The sequence below is a fragment of the Pararhodobacter zhoushanensis genome (assembly GCF_025949695.1).
GTDB lineage: Bacteria > Pseudomonadota > Alphaproteobacteria > Rhodobacterales > Rhodobacteraceae > Pararhodobacter > Pararhodobacter zhoushanensis_A.
Window position 1 is genome coordinate 1,400,416 of the sequence record NZ_JAPDFL010000001.1, and the last position, 21,269, is coordinate 1,421,684.

General features: G+C 64.9%; 20 protein-coding genes. 12 read left to right on the forward strand and 8 right to left on the reverse strand.

Annotated elements, in window-relative coordinates:
* The first annotated feature begins 192 nt into the window (after window positions 1–192).
* The 3 genes from OKW52_RS06905 to OKW52_RS06915 are packed head-to-tail and all read left to right on the forward strand — an operon-like array spanning window position 193 to window position 2,708.
* The gene (locus OKW52_RS06905; protein ID WP_264505070.1) at window positions 193–1,611 is read left to right on the forward strand and encodes a cytochrome ubiquinol oxidase subunit I; all 1,419 of its coding nucleotides are present in this window, start codon (window positions 193–195) and stop codon (window positions 1,609–1,611) included.
* Between the two features lie 3 nt (window positions 1,612–1,614).
* The gene (cydB, locus tag OKW52_RS06910) at window positions 1,615–2,619 is read left to right on the forward strand and encodes a cytochrome d ubiquinol oxidase subunit II (RefSeq protein ID WP_264505071.1); all 1,005 of its coding nucleotides are present in this window, start codon (window positions 1,615–1,617) and stop codon (window positions 2,617–2,619) included.
* Complete coding sequence (locus tag OKW52_RS06915; protein WP_264505072.1) at window positions 2,619–2,708, forward strand: DUF2474 domain-containing protein; 90 nt, start codon at window positions 2,619–2,621, stop codon at window positions 2,706–2,708. The genes cydB and OKW52_RS06915 overlap by 1 nt, the downstream gene beginning before the upstream one ends.
* Here OKW52_RS06915 and OKW52_RS06920 read toward each other — a convergent pair whose 3' ends face one another.
* Both OKW52_RS06920 and OKW52_RS06925 read right to left on the reverse strand, forming a co-directional pair.
* Complete coding sequence (locus OKW52_RS06920) at window positions 2,709–3,029, reverse strand: YidH family protein (RefSeq protein ID WP_264505073.1); 321 nt, start codon at window positions 3,027–3,029, stop codon at window positions 2,709–2,711.
* 66 nt (window positions 3,030–3,095) lie between these two features.
* Window positions 3,096–4,199, reverse strand: coding sequence for a patatin-like phospholipase family protein (locus tag OKW52_RS06925; RefSeq protein WP_264505074.1), 1,104 nt, complete (start codon window positions 4,197–4,199; stop codon window positions 3,096–3,098).
* Window positions 4,200–4,485: 286 nt separating this feature from the next.
* Between OKW52_RS06925 and OKW52_RS06930 the strand changes: the two genes are divergently transcribed.
* Genes OKW52_RS06930 through OKW52_RS06950 form a run of 5 tightly spaced genes read left to right on the forward strand, consistent with a single transcriptional unit; the run spans window position 4,486 to window position 10,045 of the window.
* Window positions 4,486–6,159, forward strand: coding sequence for an amidohydrolase (locus OKW52_RS06930; protein ID WP_264505075.1), 1,674 nt, complete (start codon window positions 4,486–4,488; stop codon window positions 6,157–6,159).
* On the forward strand, window positions 6,156–7,241 hold the full coding sequence (locus tag OKW52_RS06935; protein WP_264505076.1) for an ABC transporter ATP-binding protein: 1,086 nt from the start codon (window positions 6,156–6,158) through the stop codon (window positions 7,239–7,241). Before OKW52_RS06930 ends, OKW52_RS06935 begins: the two co-directional genes overlap by 4 nt.
* A gap of 4 nt (window positions 7,242–7,245) precedes the next feature.
* The gene (locus OKW52_RS06940) at window positions 7,246–8,178 is read left to right on the forward strand and encodes an ABC transporter permease (RefSeq protein ID WP_264505077.1); all 933 of its coding nucleotides are present in this window, start codon (window positions 7,246–7,248) and stop codon (window positions 8,176–8,178) included.
* Entirely contained in the window at window positions 8,171–8,971 is an 801-nt protein-coding gene (locus OKW52_RS06945; protein WP_264505078.1) for an ABC transporter permease, read from the forward strand. The genes OKW52_RS06940 and OKW52_RS06945 overlap by 8 nt, the downstream gene beginning before the upstream one ends.
* Before the next feature lie 42 nt (window positions 8,972–9,013).
* Window positions 9,014–10,045, forward strand: a complete 1,032-nt coding sequence (locus OKW52_RS06950; RefSeq protein ID WP_264505079.1) for an extracellular solute-binding protein — start codon at window positions 9,014–9,016, stop codon at window positions 10,043–10,045.
* Window positions 10,046–10,097: 52 nt separating this feature from the next.
* Here the strand turns inward: OKW52_RS06950 and OKW52_RS06955 are convergent, their stop codons facing one another.
* Entirely contained in the window at window positions 10,098–12,005 is a 1,908-nt protein-coding gene (locus OKW52_RS06955; RefSeq protein WP_264505080.1) for an FAD-dependent monooxygenase, read from the reverse strand.
* 168 nt (window positions 12,006–12,173) lie between these two features.
* Between OKW52_RS06955 and OKW52_RS06960 the strand changes: the two genes are divergently transcribed.
* Window positions 12,174–12,596: a MarR family winged helix-turn-helix transcriptional regulator gene (locus tag OKW52_RS06960; RefSeq protein ID WP_264505081.1), complete on the forward strand. Its 423-nt coding sequence runs from the start codon at window positions 12,174–12,176 to the stop codon at window positions 12,594–12,596.
* A 6-nt stretch (window positions 12,597–12,602) separates the two neighbouring features.
* Here the strand turns inward: OKW52_RS06960 and OKW52_RS06965 are convergent, their stop codons facing one another.
* Entirely contained in the window at window positions 12,603–13,511 is a 909-nt protein-coding gene (locus OKW52_RS06965) for a LysR family transcriptional regulator (RefSeq protein WP_264505082.1), read from the reverse strand.
* Window positions 13,512–13,612: 101 nt separating this feature from the next.
* On the opposite strand from OKW52_RS06965, the gene OKW52_RS06970 reads away from it, so the two are divergent.
* The 3 genes from OKW52_RS06970 (at window position 13,613) to OKW52_RS06985 (ending at window position 17,317) form a co-directional block, all read left to right on the forward strand.
* Window positions 13,613–14,884, forward strand: coding sequence for a thiamine pyrophosphate-binding protein (locus OKW52_RS06970; protein WP_264505083.1), 1,272 nt, complete (start codon window positions 13,613–13,615; stop codon window positions 14,882–14,884).
* Entirely contained in the window at window positions 14,785–16,731 is a 1,947-nt protein-coding gene (locus OKW52_RS06980; RefSeq protein WP_319800496.1) for an aldehyde dehydrogenase family protein, read from the forward strand. The genes OKW52_RS06970 and OKW52_RS06980 overlap by 100 nt, the downstream gene beginning before the upstream one ends.
* Before the next feature lie 235 nt (window positions 16,732–16,966).
* Window positions 16,967–17,317 carry a DMT family protein gene (locus tag OKW52_RS06985; protein WP_264505084.1) on the forward strand — a complete coding sequence of 117 codons (351 nt, stop codon included), beginning with the start codon at window positions 16,967–16,969 and terminating at the stop codon, window positions 17,315–17,317.
* Window positions 17,318–17,340: 23 nt separating this feature from the next.
* Here OKW52_RS06985 and blaOXA read toward each other — a convergent pair whose 3' ends face one another.
* The 4 genes from blaOXA to OKW52_RS07005 all read right to left on the reverse strand — a co-directional run bounded on the left by blaOXA (window position 17,341) and on the right by OKW52_RS07005 (window position 21,123).
* Window positions 17,341–18,147: a class D beta-lactamase gene (gene blaOXA / locus OKW52_RS06990; protein WP_264505085.1), complete on the reverse strand. Its 807-nt coding sequence runs from the start codon at window positions 18,145–18,147 to the stop codon at window positions 17,341–17,343.
* 63 nt (window positions 18,148–18,210) lie between these two features.
* The gene (locus OKW52_RS06995; RefSeq protein ID WP_264505086.1) at window positions 18,211–19,506 is read right to left on the reverse strand and encodes a TRAP transporter large permease; all 1,296 of its coding nucleotides are present in this window, start codon (window positions 19,504–19,506) and stop codon (window positions 18,211–18,213) included.
* Between the two features lies 1 nt (window position 19,507).
* Window positions 19,508–20,020 carry a TRAP transporter small permease gene (locus tag OKW52_RS07000; protein ID WP_264505087.1) on the reverse strand — a complete coding sequence of 171 codons (513 nt, stop codon included), beginning with the start codon at window positions 20,018–20,020 and terminating at the stop codon, window positions 19,508–19,510.
* Between the two features lie 80 nt (window positions 20,021–20,100).
* The gene (locus OKW52_RS07005; protein WP_264505088.1) at window positions 20,101–21,123 is read right to left on the reverse strand and encodes a TRAP transporter substrate-binding protein; all 1,023 of its coding nucleotides are present in this window, start codon (window positions 21,121–21,123) and stop codon (window positions 20,101–20,103) included.
* Window positions 21,124–21,269 lie beyond the last annotated feature (146 nt).

Below are 21,269 nucleotides of genomic sequence, written 5' to 3' on the forward strand. Positions count from 1 at the left end.
CCGGGTTAAATCGCGTGAAATCAACGCACTATCGGTGCGACATGATCGAACCTACCCGGTGCTGGTCTTGGGGCGTATGGTCTATCACAGACTCAGATATAGTATCTGAGAGGGGTTGCTGCCGGATCGATGCGTCGATCAGAGCGCGCCCGTGCCCAGTGGGGCGCGCCAGAACCTGAGTGAGGTGTCCGAATGTTCAACGATTTCGCCGCGATTGATCTGGCCCGTTTCCAGTTCGCCTTTACCGTGTCGGCGCATATCATTTTCCCGGCCTTCACCATCGGTCTGGCGAGCTTTCTGGCGGTCTTGAACGCCCTGTGGCTCTGGCGGCGCGACGAAGTATATCTGCGGCTCTTCGACTACTGGAAGACGATCTTCGCCGTGACCTTCGGCATGGGCGTCGTGTCGGGGATCGTCATGTCCTACCAGTTCGGCACCAACTGGTCGGTGTTCTCGGACCGCGCCGGGCCGGTGATCGGGCCGTTGATGGGCTACGAGGTGCTGTCGGCCTTCTTCCTTGAGGCGGGCTTTCTGGGCATCATGCTGTTCGGCCGTCAGCGTGTCGGCGAGAGGCTGCACATGGCCGCCACGGCGATTGTCGCGGTGGGGACGCTGTTCTCGGCCTTCTGGATCCTCAGCGCCAACAGCTGGATGCAGACCCCGGCGGGCTACGGGATCAATGAACTGGGGCAGTTCGTGCCCGAGGACTGGTGGGCGATCATCTTCAACCCCTCGTTCCCGTATCGTCTGGTGCATATGGTGCTGGCCGCCTACCTGACCACCGCCTTTGTCGTCGGTGCGGTCGGCGCGTGGCACCTGTTGCGCACGCCGGAAAGCCGGGGTGCGGCGATCATGTTCTCGATGGCGATGTGGATGGCGCTGATCGTCACGCCGATCCAGATCTTTGCCGGGGATGCGCACGGGCTGAACACGCTGGCGCATCAGCCCGCGAAAATCGCCGCCATCGAGGGGCATTACGAAAGCTACCCCGAGGGGCGCGTGCCGCTGATCCTGTTCGGCCTGCCCGACGATGACGCGGGCGAGATGCGCTATGCGGTCGAGATCCCGCTGCTCGGCTCGCTGATCCTGACGCATGATCTGGACACGCCGATGCAGGGTCTTGATGCCTTCCCCGAGGATGAGCGCCCGCCATCCGCGCTGATCTTCTGGACCTTCCGCATCATGGTCGCTGTCGGCTTCGCGATGTTGGGCCTTGGCCTGTGGGCCGCGTTCGCGCGCTGGCGCGGGCGGCTTGACACCTCGCCATGGCTGCACCGCGCGGCGGTGTTGATGGGGCCGACCGGCTTTCTGGCCGTGCTCTGCGGGTGGATCACCACCGAAGTGGGCCGCCAGCCCTATACTGTCTACGGGCTTCTGCGCACCACGGACAGCGTCGCGCCCTTGCAGGCCGAGGCTGTCGCCACCTCGCTCATCGCCTTCATCGTGGTTTATTTCTTCGTCTTCGGGTTCGGCACGCTCTACGTCCTGCGCCTGATGAGCAAGCGGCCCAAAGACCGGGTTGATATCGAGGAAATCGGCCCGACCCGCTCGTCCGGGATCACCCCGGTTGCCGCCAGTCCCTCAGCACCGCACGCGACGGCCAAGGAGTAAGCCATGGTCTTTGACCTTTCCTTCATCTGGGCCGGGCTGATCGCCTTTGGTGTGCTGGCCTATGTCCTGCTCGACGGGTTCGATCTGGGGATCGGCATCCTGTTTCCCTTCCTCAAGGACCGACAGGAACGGCATCTGGCGATGAACACCATCGCGCCGGTCTGGGATGGCAACGAGACATGGCTGGTGCTGGGCGGCGGCGGGCTGTTTGCCGTGTTCCCGCTGGCCTATGCCATCGTCATGCCCGCGCTTTATCCGCTGATCATCGCCATGCTGCTGGGGCTGGTGTTTCGCGGCGTGGCGTTCGAGTTCGTGCACCGCACGGCGCGGATGCAGGGGTTCTGGGAGATCGGCTTCTGGGGCGGATCGCTGGTTGCCACGCTGGCGCAGGGCATGGCGCTGGGCGCGCTGGTGCAGGGCATCACCATCGAGGGGCGGGCTTATGCCGGCGGCAATTGGGACTGGTTCACGCCGTTCTCGGTGCTGACGGCGGTGGCGCTGCTGGTGGGATATGCGCTTTTGGGCGCGACATGGCTGATCCTGAAGACCGAAGGCGAAACGCTGCAACGCGCGCAGCGTTTCGCGCGCCCGCTGGCGCTGGCGTTTCTGGTGGCGATTGCGGCGGTCAGTCTGGCGACGCCCTTCCTGCACCCGCAGTACCTTGAGCGCTGGTTCGGCTGGCCGAGTGGCCTCTACAGCGCCATCGTGCCGGTGCTGCTGGCGCTGGCCGTGTGGCAACTGTGGAGCGGCTTGTTCCACGGCCACCCTATGCGCCCGTTTCTGGCCACGGTGGGGATCTTCGTGATCTCGTTCGCCGGGCTGGGGGTCAGCTTTTACCCCAATCTGGTGCCCCCGGGCCTGACCATCGTCGAGGCCGCCGCACCCGATGCGTCGCTGAAGTTCCTGCTGGTCGGGGCTGTGGTGCTGATCCCGGTCATTCTGGCCTATACCGCGTTCTCGTACTGGGTGTTTCGCGGCAAGGTGAAACACAGCGACGGGTATCACTGATGCGCTGGCTGTGGTTTGTGGCGCTCTATGTCGGCAGTGTGCTGGCGCTGGGCGCGGTGGCCTATGCGATCCGGTCGGTGCTGATGTAGTCAGGTAACGTGGATGGCGAACAGCGCCAGCAGCACGAAGACGGCGGCGACCAGCAATGCCAGAAACGCGTCGCTGGCCATCGCGCCATCATCAAAGCTGTCCTGCGCGTCGATGCGTTTGCGCAGGTGGAGCATGCGCAGATAGGCGACCAGCACCACCACGCCGCCCGCGATCAGCATCAGCACCTCGGACCACAGCGGCGCGGGCGTGTCGCGCAGCCGGGCCGAGGCCAGACCGAAGCCGACAATCGCCACCGCCGTGCGCACCCATGCCAGAAAGGTGCGCTCATTCGACGAGTGGTCGGCGTAATTGGCGATCATGCCCGCCTCCTTGTGTCACCGCCCTGTGAGTGTGTCATGGCGCGCGCGCGGCGCACAAGACAGCGCTCATGGGGTGCGCTCGGCCAGATCGAACACCTGCAACCCGTCCAGCCCGGTCTGCCGCGCGATCCAGTCCGGGTGGTGCAGGGTCGTCTGCGCGTCCTTCGCCCCGGCTGCCCAGTGCTCGTGCATGCTCAGACGCGAGAATTCGTAATCCTTTGACTGCGTCTCGAACCGTTCCTTGCGGTGGATCAGATGCACCAGCGTCCGGGCGCTGCCGCCGCCGATGGCACAAAGAGCGGCCAGATCGGGGTCGTCGCGCAGATCCTTGGGCAGGCGGTCACGCAGGCGCAGGGCGGCGGCGCGCAGGTCGTGCAGGGTCTTGTAGCGGTCGGTGGTCAGGCGCGTTCGGCTGGAATACTGGATGTCCTTTTGCCGTTGCGCCACCGCGCCCAGATCCGGCGGCAACGGACCGCGGGCGCTGAACAGGTCGATCTGGAAGACACAAAGCGGCTCTTCCCCGGCACTTTCCATGACGTATTGCAGCGGCGTGTTCGACACGAGGCCGCCGTCCCAATAATGCCGCCCGTCAATCTCGACCGCCGGAAAGCCGGGGGGCAGGGCCCCGCTGGCAAGGATGTGCTCGGGTCCGATCCGCGTTGTGGTGCTGTCGAAATAGGTGAAATTGCCGGTTTCGACATCGACCGCGCCGACAGACAGGCGCGGGCCCTTGTCGTTGAGATAGTCGAAATCGACCAGCGCCTGCAGCGTTTCAACCAGCGGGGCGGTGTCATAAAGGCTGGCGGCGGGGTGATCGAGCATCGGCCAGAAGGCGGGCAGCGGGCGGGGACGGAAGAAACCGGGCACCCCGGTCGAGGCAACGGCCAGCGCGGCCGCTTCGGTATAGGCCCGGCGCGCTGCGTCACCGCCCAGCCAGAGCGGCGCGCGCAATTCCGACGTGATCGTTTCCCAGAACGCGGTCAGGCTGGCGCGGCGCTCGGCTGGCGGGTTGCCACAGATCAGCGCTGCATTGATCGCGCCGATCGAGATGCCAGCGACCCAGTCCGGCTGGTATCCGCCCGCTGCAAGGATCTCGTAGGCCCCGGCCTGATACGCCCCCAGCGCGCCGCCGCCCTGAAGGACCAGCACCGTTTTCTCACCGTTGTTCATGGCTTTGCGTCCTGTGTGACCGGCACCTTTGGGTGCCTTGGGGTGGAAAAAGACCCCGTTGTGGACTCTAGATAGGGGCGGTCTGTGCGGAGGTCGAGATGGGCCAGCGGCCAGCGCCCCTGGCTTGCGCGCACCTTGCCGTGAGGTCTCGGGAAACCGCCCGATCGGGGCAGTGCCGCTTTTCGCGGCGATGGGCGCACCGCGCGTCCCGGTCCCTGCAGTCGGGCCGTCAGCAGGGTTGCAATTTGATCAAAATGTTGCTCAAGTTTGAGTCGGAGCAACGGAAATGAGTATTTCAGGCATGGCACTGGCGACGCTGATCATCACGAATGGCCGCGTATTGACGATGGACGCACGCCACCCCCGCGCCGAAGCGGTCGCGCTGCAAGGCGATCAGATCATGGCGGTGGGCGACACGGCGAGCATCACCGCACTGGCCGGTCCGGGCTGCCGGATGATCGACGCGGGCGGGGCCACGGTCCTGCCCGGTTTCATTGAAAGCCACCTGCATCTGTTCATGGCGGGCAACGAACTGGCGCATCTGCAATTGCTGGGCGTCGAAGGCCCCGAGGCGCTGGGCGCCGCGCTGACCGCCTATGCCGCCGCCAACCCCGATGTGCCGGTGATCCGGGGGCAGGGGTGTGATTACGCCATTTATGGCCGCTCGCTGACCCGCCACGACCTTGACGCCATCGTCGCCGACCGCCCGGTGCTGCTGAGCGCTGCCGACCACCACACCGCCTGGGCCAACACCAAGGCGCTGGAAATGGCGGGCATCCTGCAGGGCCGCGACCTGCCCACGGGCAATGAGATTGTCATGGCAGAGGATGGGCTTGCTGCGGGCGAGCTGCGCGAGTTCAACGCTTTCGAGCCGGTGCTGGCCCTGAGCGGCGAAGAACGGATCTCGGCGGGGATTGCCACGGGCGAAGAGCCCAATCCGATGCCCGGCTACGCCGACCTGATGCGCGATCTGGAGCCTATGGAGCGCGGGTTGAAGCATTGTGCCAAGCATGGCTTCACCTCGCTGGTGAATATGGATGGCAACCGCTACACGCTGCTGGTGCTGTCCGAACTGCGCCGTCAGGGCCGTCTGACCGCCCGCGTGCGCGTGCCGTTCCACTACCGCCCGCACCGCACGCCTGCCGATCTGGAACAGGCCAGCGTGCTCAGCGCCGAGTTCAACGATGACTGGCTGTCCTCGGGGTTCGTCAAGCTGTTCATGGACGGCGTGATCGACAGCGAAACCGCCGTTCTGGTCGATGACTATCCTGCCACGCCCGGCTGGAAAGGCGACGCGTTGCACAGCGACGCGCGGTTCAAGGAGATTGCGGTCGAGGCCGACCGACGCGGCCTGCAGATCGCGGTCCATGCCATCGGTGACGGGGCCGTCCGCCGCGTGCTCGACGGCTATGAGGCCGCGCGCAAGGCCAATGGCAAACGCGACTCGCGCCACCGGATCGAGCATATCGAGCTGATCAACCGTCAGGACGTCCCGCGTCTGGCCGAGCTGGGCGTCGTTGCCTCGGTCCAGCCGGTGCATGCGCCCGGCTCGATGGATTTCCCGGTTTTTCCGACCATGGACAAGATCGCCCGCGACCGCTGGGTCGATGCCTATCTGTGCCGCGATCTGGCCGAGGCGGGGGCGAAGCTTGCCTTCGCGTCGGACTGGCCGGTGGCCGATGTGAACCCGTTGCGCGGCATTCAGGCGGCGATGACGCGCCCCACCTATGAGGGCGCGCGCGATCAGCGCATCCCGCTGCTTGACGTGCTGGCGGCCTATACCACCGGCGGTGCCTATGCCGAGCATACCGAGGATCGCAAGGGCTGCCTGCGTCCGGGGTATCTGGGCGATGTGGTGATCCTGTCGGATGACATCGAATCCGTGCCGGTCGATCAGATCGGCGCAATGCAGGTTGCGAAAACCATTTGCGGCGGTCGCGTCGTCTGGGAGGGTGAATGACCCAAGAAATCGAGATCGCCGGACTGAGCAAGGTTTTCGGGCAGGGGGCCTCGGCCTTTCGGGCGCTGACCGATATCAACCTGAGCATCGACACCGGCGAGTTCTTTACGCTGCTGGGCCCCTCGGGCTGCGGCAAGACCACGCTGTTGCGGATGATCGCCGGGTTCGAGCACCCCACCGGCGGCACGCTCAAGATTGCGGGCGAAGAGATGGCGGGCAAAGGGCCCAATGCCCGCCCGGTCAACACCGTGTTTCAGTCCTACGCGCTGTTTCCCCACATGACCGTGGCGCAGAACATCGGCTTTGGCCTGAAGATGCTGGGCAAATCGCGCAGCGAGGTGGACAAAACGGTGGCCGAGATGCTGCGGCTGGTGCGCATGGAACCGATGGCCGACCGCAAACCCAGCGAGATCTCCGGCGGTCAGCAACAGCGGGTCGCCTTGGCACGCGCGCTGGCGCCGCGTCCGCGCGTGTTGTTGCTGGACGAGCCGCTGAGCGCGCTGGACCTCAAGCTGCGCAAGGAGATGCAGAGCGAGCTGAAACGCCTGCAAACCGAGACCGGCATCACCTTTGTCTTCGTCACCCATGATCAGGAAGAAGCTCTGACCATGTCCGACCGCATCGCGGTGATGAGCGCCGGACGTATCCTGCAACTGGGAACGCCGCATGACATCTACCACGCGCCTGCCGAGCGGTTTGTCGCGGATTTCATCGGCGATACCAATTTCCTCGACCTTCCCGTCACCGCGATCAGCGGCGACGTCGCGACGCTGACCCTGCCGGGCGGCCAGTCAGCCGAGGCGCGACTGCCCGCAGGCTATCTGCCCGTGATCGGCGAGACGGTCACCGCCGTGGTGCGCCCCGAGCAGGCGGTGCTGGGCGAGCCGGGCAGCGGGATGCTGTCGGGCACGGTGGCTTCAAGCGTGTTCTTCGGCACCGACACGCATCTGCATCTGACGCTGTCCGACGGGCAGGACTTTATCCTGCGCCGTCAGAACACCGCCGATCTGCCCGTACCGCAACCCGGCACGCCGGTGGGCATCACCCTTGGCGCGGGCACCCTGCGCGTGCTGAGGAGCTGAGCGCATGGCAGCCCAAAACCCCGACCCGGCCCCCGAGGGCGAACCGCAGGAGCGCCACGGCTGGAAATGGGCGCTCAACGCGCCTGCGCTTGCGGTGTTGATCCTCGCAGCCTCGGGCCCGTTGATCATCGTCGCCGTCTATTCCTTCCTCAGCCCCGGCAACATGGGCGGCGTGGCGTGGGATTTCTCGCTGGATGGCTGGTTCAAGGTCTTCTGGTCGCGCGACATTTTCGACCCTGAGAATGTCAGCTGGAACTGGGGCAACCTGTCGGTGTTCTGGCGCACGGTCTGGCTGTCGATGCAGACCACCGTGATCTGCGCCGTGCTGGGCTTTCCGACGGCGTGGTTCATCGCCACCCGCCCGCCGCACCGCCGCGCGCTGTGGCTGTTCCTGATCACCATTCCGTTCTGGACCAACCTTCTGATCCGCACCTTTGCCATTCAGGAACTGATCCGGGGTACGGGTCTGCTCAACACCGTGCTGATGGGACTGGGCATCGTCAGCGAGCCGGTGCAGATGCTGTACAGCGATTTCGCCATCCTTCTGGGCATGGCCTATGTGTTTCTGCCGCTGATGGTGCTGCCGCTCTATGCCGCGATGGACAAGCTGGATTTCCGGCTGGTCGAGGCAGGCTATGACCTTTACGCCAGCCGGTTCCGCGTGCTGTGGCACGTGATCCTGCCGCTGGTGAAGCCGGGGTTTGTGGCGGGGTCCATTCTGGTCTTCATCCCCTCGATCGGTGCCTATGTGACCCCGCGCGTGCTGGGGGGCGGGCGCACGATGATGCTGGGCAACCTGATCGGGCTGCAATTCGGGCAGGGGCGCAACTGGCCTTTGGGCGCGGCGCTGTCGATGCTCTTGCTGATCATCGTGATGATCGCGTTGATCGCCTATCTGCGCACTGTCAACCGTGACGACGGAGGCCGCCGTGGCTAAATCCTTTTCCGTCCGCCGCCTGCCCGGTTTCGGCGCCATCGCCTTGGCAACCTTCGTGATGCTCTACCTGCCGATCGTGGTGCTGGTGGTGTTCTCGTTCAACGCGGGTTCGTCGCAATCGCAGTGGGAGGGGTTCTCGCTGCAATGGTACGCGGCGGCCTTTGCCAATGAGCAGGTGCAAGAGGTCTCGATCCGCTCGCTCTGGCTGGCCGCTGTGGCTGCCGGAGTGGCCACGGCACTGGCGGTGCCTGCGGCACTGGGCACCACGCGGGTCAGCCGCTTTCCCGGCCAGACGATGATCTATGCGCTGATCAACCAGCCGCTGATGGTGCCCGAGATCGTCACCGGCATCGCGCTGCTGATCGTCGTGGCGTGGCTCAAGGTGCACACAGGCTATACCGGCATGGGGTATCTGGTGCTGGCGCATACCGCGTTTTGCATTCCCTTCGCCTATCTGCCCATCCGGGCGCGGCTTGAGACACTGGATGCGACGCTGGAATCCGCTGCCTCGGATCTTTACGCGTCGCCGTGGCAAGCGTTTCGCTATATCACGCTGCCCCTGCTGGTGCCGGGGATCGCGGCGGGGTTCATGCTGAGCTTCGTGATCTCGCTCGATACCGTGGTGATCACCGAGTTTGTAAAATCGGCGGGACAGGATACGCTGCCGACCTACATGCTGGGCCAACTACGGCGCATCATCACGCCCGAGATGAACGCCATTGCCACGCTGTTTCTGGCGCTGTCGCTGCTCTTTGTGACGGCGTTCTTCCTGATCACCCGCAAGCGCGGGTGATCCAACAAACCGCTATAAAAACCAACCAACCGGGAGTTACCAATGAACAAGACACTCGTATCGGCACTGGCGCTGATCGTGGCATCGGCCTCGACCGCATCGGCGGATGGTGTGCTCAACATCTATAACTGGGGCAACTACACCAGCCCCGAACTGATCGAACAATTCACCGCCGACACCGGCATTGAAGTCACCATCACCGATTTTGACAGCAACGAAACCGCACTGGCCCGTGTGCGTCAGGGCGGCCACGGCTTTGATATCGTCGTGCCGACGCACAGCTATGTGCAGGCGTGGATTTCCGAGGGGCTGCTGGTGCCGCTCGACCCCGAGATCGTCACCGACCGGGGCAATATCGCGCCGCAATGGGTCGATGTCGATTTCGACCCGGGCCGCGAATACACCGTTCCGTGGCAGTGGGGCACGACCGGCATCGCGGTGAACACCTCGGTCTATACCGGCGATATCAACAGCGCGGACATCATCTTCAACCCGCCCGAGGAACTGGTCGGTCGGATCAACGTGATCCCCGAGATGTCGGACGTGCTGGCCATCGCCGTCTATGCTGTCGGCGGTGACGATGTGTGCACCACCAACATGGACACCTGGCGCGCGGTGCGCGACATGCTGGAAGCGGCCAAGCCCAGCTGGCTGTCGCTGGATTACGGCACGATCGACAACTACACCGCCGGCGACATTCTGGCCGGTGTCTACTGGAACGGCGCGACGATGCGCGCGCGCCTTCAGAACGCCGATGTTGCCTATGGCTATCCGGCGACTGGCTATCCCGTCTGGATGGACAACGCCGCCGTTCTGGCCGATGCGCAGAACACCGAAAACGCGATGATCTTCATCAATTACATCCTGCAGCCGGAAAATGCGGCGATGCTGTCGAACTTTGCCCGCTACGGTAATGGTGTGACCGGGTCCGAAGAATTCATGGACGCCGACATGCGCGACGCGCCCGAGATCGTGATCCCCGAAGCGCTGGTTTCGGCAGGTCATTTCAACGTCCCCTGCTCGCAAGAGATCCAGGACGTGCGCACCCAGATCTGGACCGAACTGCTGCAATAAACAGCGGGGTTTGTGACTGCGAAAGGGGGCCGGTTGGCCCCCTTTCTTGTGCTCAGTTGGCGCTGCGCAGGATGCCCGCAAAGAACGCGGACAGGCCCGCGAAATCGTCCAGCGGCAGGATATGGGCGACATGCTGGTCGGGGCGCATCACCACCAGACAGCCGGTCTGACGGTTGATGCCGCGCATCGCGAAGATATCCTGATCGCTGCTGTGGTCGGCGCAGAACACCTTCTCATAATCGGTCAGCGCATAGATCCCGGTCGCGGGCCGCACCAGCGCTGGCATCGACCCGAACGCCAGTTCTCGGAAGCCTTGCTGGAAGACGGCGCGCAGGTCGATGACCGAGTCCAGATCCGCGCCTTGGGGCGTGTGCCGCAGGACGGGCGAAGCCGGGTCGCTGTCCAGATACCGGCACAACGCAGCGATGGCACCGCCCTCAGCGCCGGTATCCGCAGCCCCGGCAAAGGCGAACAGCCGCCAGCGCGCGTCGGCATCGACGCAATGGCCCAGATGCATCGGCTTGGCATCCGCCAGCCGGATCACCGGGGCCGAGTGGAAGCGCATGCCGATGTCGAACCCGGTCGCCAGATCCTGCCGTGCGTCTGCCGACGTGAGGGCGGAAGGCGCGTACTCAACCGTCAGCCCGCAGGTGAAGGGCAGGTTGTTGACGAACTCGCGCGCCACTTTGGGCAGGCCCGCTGTTTTCTCGGTTTCGGTCTTTTCCCCCACCACGCGCGACCATTTGTGGTCAAAGTCCACCAGCCCCTTGGCCGCCGCCAGCCGCTCGGACGAGTAGCTGTGCAAGAGCGACGCCTCGGACCGCCCGGTCAGCACCGAGATCAGCTTCCAGCCCAGATTGAACGTATCGCCCATCGACACGTTCATGCCTTGCCCGGCCTTGGGGCTGTGGGTGTGGCAGGCGTCGCCCGCCAGCATCACGCGGGGCGCGCGGGTGGCGATCTGGTCGTGGGGCACGTCGTCGAACTTGTCGGTCAGGCGGTGGCCGACCTCATAGATCGACCACCAGACGGTTTCCTTTACGTCCAGCTGGTAAGGCGCAAAAATGCGCTGCGCCTTGTCGATGATGGTGTTCTCATCCATCCTGCGATCCGCGACGCGCTCATCTTCGCCCAGCCGGTCCAGTTCGACATAAAGTCGCACCAGATGCCCGCCCTCGCGTGGCAGCACCATCAGCGTGCACTCGGCCTGCGAGCGCACAAAGGCCTTCATCCGCCAGTCGGGGAAATCGGTCACCGCCAGCATGTCGATCACGCCCCAGGCGTGGTGCGCCGCGTCGCCATGCAGCGCGCCGCCGATGGCGCGGCGCACGTTCGAGCGCGCGCCGTCGCAGCCCACAACGTAGTTGGCGCGCACGGTTTCGGTCTGACCGTCTCGCCCCGGGGCGGTGTGCTCCAGCGTGACGGTGACGGGGTACTCGGTCGCGTCGGGGTCGATGGTCAGATCGGCGACCTTGAGGCCATAGTCAGGCACCAGTCGGGTCGGCGCGTTCTTCATGACATCGAGGAACATGTCATGCACCCGCGCCTGATTGAGCAGGACGTGGGGCATTTCCGAGATCCCCTCGGGCACGTCCTGAACCTGCCCGACGCGGGTGATGCCGCCGTCGCTGCCGGGGGTCCAGAAGGTTGCCTCGTTGATCCAGACCGACTCGCGCTTGACCTTCTCGGCAAAGCCAAAGGCCTGAAACATCTCCATCGAGCGCACGTTGATGCCATCCGCCTGACCCTTTTCCATCGGCCCGGCCTTCGGCTCGACGATCATGGTGCGGATCGACGGCACGCCAGCCAGTTGCGCCGCAAGGCACAGACCCGCGGGACCACAGCCCGCGATCAGCACATCCACCGTCTTGGGCAGCCCGTTCGTGCGGTCATGGGCGCCGGGCGCGGCGGCGCGGATATCGGGATCGCCGGGGCGGAATCCGTTGAGATGGAACTGCATGCACTCTCTCCCTCTGGTCGTCTGGGCACCGCAACGGGCGCTGGTTGCCGAGATAGTTGCTATACTTATCATTTTGGGTCAATGAAAAAGATATGTATGCTTTCTATTTCCACCAAGACCCTGTAAAACAGGCCTTACCCAAGGCCGCACGCAGCGCAGGAGAGCCGGATGGAAGCCTATGACATGGCCGGGCACCTGATTCGCCGGCTTCACCAGATCTCGACTCAGGTGTTCATGGCCCGCGCGCGTGACGCCGGATTCGACCTGACGCCGGTGCAATTTGCCGCGATGGATGCGATCCGCGTGAACCCCGATATTGATCAGGCCGGGGTGGCGGCGCTGATCGCCTATGACCGCGCGACGATCGGCGGGGTGATCGACCGGCTGGTGACCAAGGGCTATGTCGCGCGCAGCGTCAGTGCGCGCGACCGCCGCGCGCGCGAGGTGCGACTGACCGACGAAGGCGAGGCGCTGTTCACGGCGCTCTTGCCGGTGGTGCGGGATCTGCAGGGCGATATTCTCGCGCGGCTGAGCGAGGACGAGCGCGCGACTTTCATGGCGCTGGCGCGTAAATCCATCACCGAGGTCTGAGATGCCTCACGCCGCCTGCGCGTGACGGCGCAGGGCGTCGAGCAAAAGCTCTGCCGAGGGCGGCAGCAGGCCCCGGCGGCGGCGATAGATCTTGAACCCGCGCCGCCAGTCCAGCCCGGGGACCTGCAGCGCGCAGACCTGCCCGCGCTCGACATCCGCGCGCAGGATCGGCTCGGGCATCCAGCACACCAGATCGCCGGACAGCATTGCCGCCCTGAGCACGGGGACCGAACGCGACTGCAGCACCGGCGCGCGCGGCTCAAGCCGCTGCGCGTGGAACCGGCGCAGCCATTCGCGCGTCACAGGCGTCGGTTGTGGCGGCATCGCCCAGTCCAGCGTCGCGGCCTCGGCCAGCGTTATCGGGCGACCGGCAGCGGGGTGGCCCGCGCGGATATAGGGGTGCACGAGGTCGTGGAAGGTCTCATCCGTCGCCAGCCGCACGTCATCGTCCAGTGTCGGATCAGGCAGCACAGCCAGATCGACCAGCCCGGTTTTCAACCCGTCGAGCAGGCGGTCTTCCAGCTCTTCGACCACGACAAACGCGACCTCGGGGTGGCTGGCGCGCAGCTCGGTGATGGCGCTGACCAAGAGCCCGCTGGCGACTGATCCAACGCCACCGATCCGCACCACCCCGCGCCCCGCGCCGCGCATCTGCCGGATCAGGATTTCGGCCTGACTGGCCTCGGACACCAGCACTTCTGCATAAGGCAACAGCGCCGCGCCATAGGGCGTCAGATCGACGCCGCGCGTCGTGCGCTCGAACAGGGGCGCATCCAGCGCGGCCTCAAGCCGGGTCAGCGCACGGGTCACGGCGGGCTGCGCCATGTTCAGCGCGCGCGCGGCACGGCCGATGCTGCGGGCCTGCGCGCAGGCCAGAACGATGCGGGCGGAACGGACATCTAAAGTCATATCCATAGGGTATGACTTTTGAACAAACATGGCAATTCTGCGCAGGGGGCGAATCGTGCAAGACTTGGGCTCCCACGGCGGGAGGGCCGCTCGGGTGGAGGAATGACATGAATGAACAGATGCGCCCGGCTCCAGTCGGCGTGAAAGCCGGTCGCCAGACCGTCGCGCAGGCCGTGTTCGACCTGCTGCGCGCGCATGGGATGACGAAGATCTTTGGCAATCCTGGCTCGACCGAACTGCCGATGTTCGTCAACTTGCCCAGCGATTTCAGCTATGTGCTGGGATTGCAGGAATCCGTGGCCGTGGCGATGGCTGACGCGCATGCGCAGATCACCGATAACGCCAGCTTTGTGAACCTGCACTCGGCGGCGGGGTTGGGCCATGCCATGGGCAACCTCTATACCGCGATGAAGAACCGCACGCCGCTGATCGTGACGACGGGGCAGCAGACCCGCGCGCTGCTGCCGGGCGATCCGTTTCTGGGCAACGAGAACCCGGTCGACATGCCCAAGCCCTGCGTGAAATGGGCGATCGAACCGGCGCGGGCGGCGGATGTGCCACGCGCTTTGGAGCGGGCCTACTGGATGGCGATGCAGCCGCCGCGCGGGCCGGTGCTGGTCTCGGTGCCGCTGGACGACTGGGACGAACAGGCCGCGCCGGTCGAGCCGCGCGCAGTGTCGCTGCGGTTGGGCGGCGATCCGGTGGCGCTGGATCAGATCGCGCAGGGGCTGGAGGCGGCGGCGCAGGTCGCGCTCGTCGTCGGTCCCGGCGTTGACCGCGATGGCGCGTGGGATGCCGTGGTCGCGCTGGCCGAGCAACTGGCCGCGCCTGTCTGGGTCAGCCCGATGTCGCCGCGCTGCTCGTTCCCCGAGACGCACCCCAATTTCGCCGGCTTTCTGCCCGCCAAACAACCCGCGCTGTCGGATTGTCTGGCCGGGGCGGATGCTGTTCTGGTGCTAGGCGCACCGGTCTTCACCTATCACTTCGCTGGCCCGCTCGAGCATGTCCGCCCCGGCACCGCACTTTACCACATCACCGATGACGCGCAGCAGGCGGCGGGGGCGGCGATGGGCATGTCGGTCCTCGCCGACTGCCGCCTTGCCGCCGAGGTGCTGGTCTCCAAACTGACACCACGTCCCCGCCCGACCCGCGCGTTTCGCGATGTTCCGGGGTGGCGCGGCCCGACACGATCACCAATGAATGGTTCATGCAGGTGCTCTCGGATCTGCGCGATCCCGACAGCATCGTGGTCGAGGAAGCCCCCAGCGCGCGCGGCGCGTTGCACGATTATTTCCCCATCGACCGGCCCGGCGGCTTCTTCGCCACGGCCTCGGGCGGCTTGGGCTATGGACTGCCCGCCGCCGTGGGGGCCGCGCTGACCGGGCAGGACCGCCCGGTGGTGGCGATCATGGGCGACGGGTCGAGCCTGTATTCGATTCAGGCGCTGTGGTCGGCGGCGGAATACGACGCGGATGTCTGCTTTTTGATCCTGAACAACGGCGGCTACGCGGCCCTCAAGGGCATTGCCGAACAGACGCAGGCGCAGGCGATTGCCGGGGTCGAGATCGGGCATCTGGATTTCGTCGCCATCGCACAGGCACAGGGCGTGCCCGCGCTGCGCTGCGCCGATCCGGGCGCGCTGCCCGCCGCCATCAAGGACGTGCTGGCGCGCAAAGGGCCGCGCCTGCTGGAAGTCATGATCGGGCAAACGCCCGAACCTTCAACAGATCAACGGGAGGAAACACCGATGAACGTGATGAACAACCCCACCGCATCGCGCGGGGCAGGCGGGCTCAAGTCGCCCGAGAAATTCTTTATCAACGGCCAGTGGGTCGATCCGCTGTCCAAGTCGATGATCGAGGTCGTCTCGCCGATGACCGAAGAGGTCATCCTGCGCTACCCCGAGGCCGGCACCGCCGACATGGACCGCGCCGTCAATGCCGCGCGCCATGCGTTTGACGAGGGCCCCTGGCCGCGCCTGTCGCCTAGTGAGCGCGCGCGCTATCTGCGCAAGATCGCCCGCAACATCGAGGACCGTCTGGACGATATCGTCGAGGCCTGGGTCGCACAGGTCGGTGTGCCGGTGATGCTGGCCAAGAAACTGGCGCCGCAGAACGCGCAGCTGTTCGACTATTATGCCGATGTGATCGAAAGCTATCCCTTCGTCGACGCCCGCAAGCGCGCCGATGGCGGCACCACGCGCGTCGTGCAGGAGCCGGTCGGCGTTTGTGCCGCGATCTCGCCGTGGAACGCGCCGATGGTGCTGCTGACCTACAAGATCGCCGCCGGGCTGGCGGCGGGCTGCACCTTTGTCGCCAAACCCTCGCCCGAGACCCCGCTCGAGGCCTATATCATGGCCGAATGCATCGAAAAGGCCGGGCTGCCGGCGGGCGTGTTCAACCTCGTCCCCGCCGGGCGCGAGAGCGGCGATTACCTGATCCGCCGTCCGCAGGTCGACAAGGTGGCTTTCACCGGCTCGACCGCCGCGGGCAAGCATATCGCCGGCGTCTGTGCCGAGCGTCTGGCGCGGGTGTCGCTGGAGCTGGGCGGCAAATCCGCCGCTGTGCTGTTGCCGGACGCCGATTTCAGCAAGGCGATGATGCCCTTGATGATGTACTCGATGCCGATCTCGGGGCAGGTCTGCTTCTCGCTGACGCGCATTCTGGTGCCCGAGGCGCGCAAGCAGGAATTCCTCGATATGTTCGTGCCTGCGGTGCAGAGCATCAAGCTGGGCGATCCGGCGGATCCGTCCACCCAGATGGGCCCGCTGACCATGGATCGCCAGCGCGAGCGGGTTGAGGGCTATATCCGCGCGGGCCTCGATGGCGGCGCACGGCTGATGTGCGGCGGCGGGCGTCCGGCGGGGCGTGACAAGGGGTATTTCATCGAGCCCACCGTGTTCGCCGACGTGACCCCCGGCATGAAGATTTTCCAGGAGGAAATCTTTGGCCCGGTCGTCTCGGTCATCGGCTACCGCGATGAGGAAGACGCGGCGCGCAAGGCCAATGACTCGGTCTATGGTCTGGCCGGGGCGGTCTTCTCGCAGGACCCCGAGCGCGCCTATTCCTTTGCCCGCCGCGTGCAGGCCGGGAACATGAGCGTCAACAGCATGATCGTGGATATCACCATGCCGTTCGGCGGGTTCAAGCAGTCCGGCATGGGCCGCGAAGGCGGGCTTGAGGGGCTGGGCAACTATCTGGAAACCAAGTCCATCCACATGGGCTGACGCGTGTCTGGGTAGAGACATCAGGGGCCCGGGGGAAACCTCGGGCCCTTTTTGTTGGGCCGGGCAGGGCTTGGGGCGGCGCGTGCCAAGGGCCACGCCTGCCGATGACCAAGCCGCGTAGAGAAGCTGATTGATCAGTGTCTGGGATCTCCGTAATCAGAGGAGCCTCAGCGGTGTCGTCCGTGCCTGACCGAGCTTAGGGCGCAGGACTATTTCCGTGCCAAAGGATACCCCGATGACGTCTCCGGCCCTGCTTCCGATCCTGCTGTTGATCTGTTCCAACGTCTTCATGACCTTCGCGTGGTATGGCCATCTGAAGTTCGCCAACAAGCCGCTGATGATCGTGATTCTGGTCAGCTGGGGCATCGCCTTTGTCGAATATTGCTTCGCTGTCCCCGCCAACCGCATCGGTCATCACGTCTATTCGGCGGCCGAACTGAAGGTCATGCAGGAGGTCATCACGCTGACGGTTTTCGTCGTCTTCTCGGTCACCTATCTGGGCGAGAGGATCACGATGAACCACCTTGTCGGCTTTGGACTGATTTTCGCCGGGGCCTTCTTTATCTTCAAGGGCCCCTTCAACTGAGCCAGCGGCGACAGTTTGCGTCTTCAGTCCAACGACAGGCGTTGGACCAGCGCAGGCCAGCCGTCCAGAAACGCTGCACGCGCCATGATGCCCGGCGACTCTGTTTGCCGGGTCTGCGTGCGGGTCAGTCGGACGAAGACCACGCTCTGATCGCCCCGCTCGGCCCAGCCAACATACCAGCCCCAACCGCGTGCGTAATCAAAGCTGCGGTCGGCGCGGCGGGGATAAGCGCCGCCGGTCTTGCCGTGGATCACCCAGCCGTCGATCTGGTGTTGCTGCGTGCTGGCGCGGGTGTTGGCCATGGCCCGCGCGCTGACGGGCAGGCTGTCGGTGACAAGGCCGCGCAGGAAGTCGGCCTGCTCGCGCGGCGAGACCAGCAGCGATGAGGCAATCCACGCGCGTTCCAGCCCGTTGTCGTAACCCGCGTCGCCGCTGAAATCCGCGTTGCCATAGCCAAAGGCGCGGGCATAGCGGGTCAGCGTGTCGGCGCCCAACGCGCGGGTGATGCGTTGCGAGTACCAGACCACGGAATAGAGCAGCCAGTCGGTGGGCGTGGTGTCGCGCCGCCAGTTTTCGCCGCCCCAGTCGGGGTCTGCGGGCTGGAAGGACAGGACCGGTTGCAGCGGGTCTTGCAGGAAGCCCGTGTCGAAGCCGATCACCGCCAAGGGCAGCTTGAAGGTCGAGGCCGGGGTGACGCGACTGTCGCAGTCGCCCTCTTCCAGCAGCACCGCGCCGGTGCCCGCGTCCAGCGCCAGCGTGCAGAGCGTATCAACCTGCGCCAGCGCCGGAGAGGCGAGGCACAGGCTCAGAGCAAGGAAGATCGCGCGCATGGAGGGCTCCCATTCTGGCACCCGTCCTAAGCGGGCGAAAGGGGCGGGGCAAGCCGCCCCCCGTCACCCCATCGTGCGCGGCAACCAAAGCACAATCGCCGGGAAAGCCACCAGTATCCCCAGCCTGAGCACATCGGCTGCAATGAACGGCAGCACCCCACGGAAGATCACCGGCAGTTTGACGTCCTTGGCTATCATATTGATCACATAGACGTTTATCCCCACCGGTGGCGTAATTAGCCCCAGTTCTGCGGTCATCACGATGATGATGCCGAACCAGATCGGATCAAAGCCCAGATGCACGATCACCGGATAGACGATCGGCACCATCAGGATGATCATCGCCATGGAATCAAGGATGCAGCCCGCGATCACGAACACCAGCAGGATCAGGGCCAGCGTGCCCATCGGGCCGTAATCCAGCGCCACCAGCCACGCGGTCAGCTTTTGCGGCGATTGGGTGATCGCCAGGAAATAGCCAAACAGGATCGCGCCGATCAGGACGGTGTAGACCGAGACCGAGGTCCGCAGCGCTTCGGTCAGGCTGTCGACGATCTGGCGGAACGTCAGGCGCCCGCGCACGATGCCGACGATCATGGTGAGCAGCGCCCCGATGGCCGAAGCCTCGGTCGGGGTGGCAACACCCCAGTAGATCGAGCCGATCACCATCACGAAGAGCAGCACAACCGCCCAGATCCCGGCCATGGAGCGCATGGCCTCACCCAGATTGAACGGCGTGCCCGCTGGCAAGGATTTGCGGTGACCGATCAGGAGGGCGGCCATATACATGGTGATCGCCAGAATGCCCGGCACGATCCCGGCGATGAACAGCTTACCCACATCGGTTTCGGTGATGTAGGCATAGACCACCATCACCACCGAGGGCGGGATCAGGATGCCCAGCGTGCCGCCCGCAGCAATCACGCCCGAGGCCGCGTCGTCCTTGTAGCCAAAGCGGCGCATCTCGGGCAGGGCGATCTTGGTCATCGTCGCGGCGGTGGCGACGGACGAGCCGCAGATCGCGGCAAAGCCACCACAGGCGGCGATGGTGGACAGGCCCAACCCGCCCTTGAACTGCCCGAGCCACGCGTTCCCGGCTCGGAACAGTTCGCGGCTGATGCCCGAGTTGGTGGCGAAAATGCCCATCAGGATGAAAAAGCTGACCAGCGTCAGGTTGAAGTCGGTGATCACGCGGATCGGCGAGGTTGCCAGCAGGTTCAGCGCCGGATTGATCCCGCGAACCGCGGCAAAGCCAAACACCCCCACCAGCCCCATCGCCACGCCAATCGGCACGCGCAGCGCCATCATGCCGAACAGCGCAAGGAAGCCGACAACGGCAATCAGATCGGTATAGGCCATGTCAGTCCACCTTTTGCGCGGCGTCGCGCTCGAATTCAGGATCGGCCTTGCCGGTCGCCAGCAGGAACATCCGCACGGTAATGGTAACGATGCTGATCGCTGTGCCGGCCCAGATCAGCGCCATCAGCGGCCAGACCGGAAAGCGCAGATCAAATGTCGCCTCGTTCGAACGCATGGCACTTTCAACGCGGGTGAACATTTTCCACGTCAGCAGGATGACGAAGAACAGCAGCACCAGCCATGCCAGCAGCTCGACCCAGCGCCGCACGCGTTCGGGCATCATCTCGACAAACAGGTCAACGGTGATGTGCCCGCCGCGATACCCGACCGAGGCAAAGCCCCACATGATGCAGGCTCCCAGCAACAGGCGCGAGACGTCGAAACTGTCAGGGATCGGGCTGGTTAGGGCATAACGTCCAATCGCGGACGCGACGATCAGGATCGTGCAGAGGCCAAGCAAAAGCCCGGCCAGCATTTCCACGATCCGGCAGAAATTTTCGAGGATCTTGACCAAGGGATACGTCCGTTCGTCAGAAGAAAGGCCCGGGCGGAAGGTCTCCGCCCGGTGCTCAGAGGGTCAGATCGACCGATGGTTCACTCGCCGTAGAGGCCGTCATACCGCGCCAGCGAGTCGCGCAGGCCCTGCATGATCGCTGCGCCGTCCTGGCCTTGGCTTTCCATCAGCGCCAGCCATTCTTCGGTCAGCGGTGCTGCAGCTTCCTGCCACATCGCGACCTGCTCGGCGTTGGGGGTGTGCATCGTGTGCGCCGGATCGGCGGCGATGCGTTCACGGCCCGCAGCTTCAGCACCCGCCCAGCCGGTTGACATCTGCTCGGCCATTTCGGGTGTGCAATGGTCCATCATGACCTGACGCAGATCCTCGGGCAGCCCGTCGATCATGCCGCGGTTCATGACGAACGCGTTGATCGACGCGTAGAAGGGCATGTCGAGGTGATGCGTGACCAGACTGTCGGCGCCGAAGATATAGAGCGACTCCCACGGGCTTTGCGTGATGTCGGCGGTGCCGTTCGACAGCGCCTCACGCATCGCAGGGGCGGGCACCTGAACCGAGGCGCCGCCCAGCAGGTTCACGAACCGTGCTTCGGTGGCGTTGGCCGGGCGCACGGTGTGGCCGCGCACGTCTTCGGGCACCAGGATCGGGGACTTGCCGTGCATGGTTCCCGGATCATGGGTCAGGGCCATGCAGAAGTAGGTCTCGGACATCTCCTGATCGTCGTAGTTCTGATACCACTCGGTCAGGCCCCGCACCGCGCCCGTTGCGTTGGCGAACAGGAACGGCAGCTCGGCCGCGGCCAGAATGGGGAAGCGGCCCGGCTGATAGCCCGGGTTGATAAAGGCGATGTCGGCGATGCCGTCGCGGGCCATGTCATAGTGGTCTGCTGCCGCGCCAAGCTGCTGTGCCGGGAAAATGTCGATCGCGATGCGCCCTCCCGACGCCTCCGAAATCGACTGGATCCACGGCTCGATTCCCAGCGTCTGCAGCGGGTGCGTACCGGGCACCCAATGCGCGAGGCTGAGCGTGTAGTCCTGTGCGAGAGCCGTTTGGCCAAGGCATAGAGCAACGGCCGTGGCAGTTGCCAAGGTTCTGGTGTTCATTGATTTCCTCCCTCGAAGTCCGGGCTGCCACCTGTCAGTGTGCGGCGGCAGGGCTTCACCTGATATGTGTACATGTCGCAGGCCTCCTGACAAGGAATTTTCATGAACCATTCTCAATCTTAGCCGTGATCGGGCGTGCGACATCG

Bases quoted from the DNA above. Each gene is read 5' to 3' on its own strand.
- OKW52_RS06905 (WP_264505070.1), top strand. From the start codon at position 193: ATGTTCAACGATTTCGCCGCGATTGATCTGGCCCGTTTCCAGTTCGCC.
- cydB (WP_264505071.1), top strand. From the start codon at position 1,615: ATGGTCTTTGACCTTTCCTTCATCTGGGCCGGGCTGATCGCCTTTGGT.
- OKW52_RS06915 (WP_264505072.1), top strand. From the start codon at position 2,619: ATGCGCTGGCTGTGGTTTGTGGCGCTCTATGTCGGCAGTGTGCTGGCG.
- OKW52_RS06920 (WP_264505073.1), bottom strand. From the start codon at position 3,029: ATGATCGCCAATTACGCCGACCACTCGTCGAATGAGCGCACCTTTCTG.
- OKW52_RS06925 (WP_264505074.1), bottom strand. From the start codon at position 4,199: ATGAACAACGGTGAGAAAACGGTGCTGGTCCTTCAGGGCGGCGGCGCG.
- OKW52_RS06930 (WP_264505075.1), top strand. From the start codon at position 4,486: ATGAGTATTTCAGGCATGGCACTGGCGACGCTGATCATCACGAATGGC.
- OKW52_RS06935 (WP_264505076.1), top strand. From the start codon at position 6,156: ATGACCCAAGAAATCGAGATCGCCGGACTGAGCAAGGTTTTCGGGCAG.
- OKW52_RS06940 (WP_264505077.1), top strand. From the start codon at position 7,246: ATGGCAGCCCAAAACCCCGACCCGGCCCCCGAGGGCGAACCGCAGGAG.
- OKW52_RS06950 (WP_264505079.1), top strand. From the start codon at position 9,014: ATGAACAAGACACTCGTATCGGCACTGGCGCTGATCGTGGCATCGGCC.
- OKW52_RS06955 (WP_264505080.1), bottom strand. From the start codon at position 12,005: ATGCAGTTCCATCTCAACGGATTCCGCCCCGGCGATCCCGATATCCGC.
- OKW52_RS06960 (WP_264505081.1), top strand. From the start codon at position 12,174: ATGGAAGCCTATGACATGGCCGGGCACCTGATTCGCCGGCTTCACCAG.
- OKW52_RS06965 (WP_264505082.1), bottom strand. From the start codon at position 13,511: ATGGATATGACTTTAGATGTCCGTTCCGCCCGCATCGTTCTGGCCTGC.
- OKW52_RS06970 (WP_264505083.1), top strand. From the start codon at position 13,613: ATGAATGAACAGATGCGCCCGGCTCCAGTCGGCGTGAAAGCCGGTCGC.
- OKW52_RS06985 (WP_264505084.1), top strand. From the start codon at position 16,967: ATGACGTCTCCGGCCCTGCTTCCGATCCTGCTGTTGATCTGTTCCAAC.
- blaOXA (WP_264505085.1), bottom strand. From the start codon at position 18,147: ATGCGCGCGATCTTCCTTGCTCTGAGCCTGTGCCTCGCCTCTCCGGCG.
- OKW52_RS06995 (WP_264505086.1), bottom strand. From the start codon at position 19,506: ATGGCCTATACCGATCTGATTGCCGTTGTCGGCTTCCTTGCGCTGTTC.
- OKW52_RS07005 (WP_264505088.1), bottom strand. From the start codon at position 21,123: ATGAACACCAGAACCTTGGCAACTGCCACGGCCGTTGCTCTATGCCTT.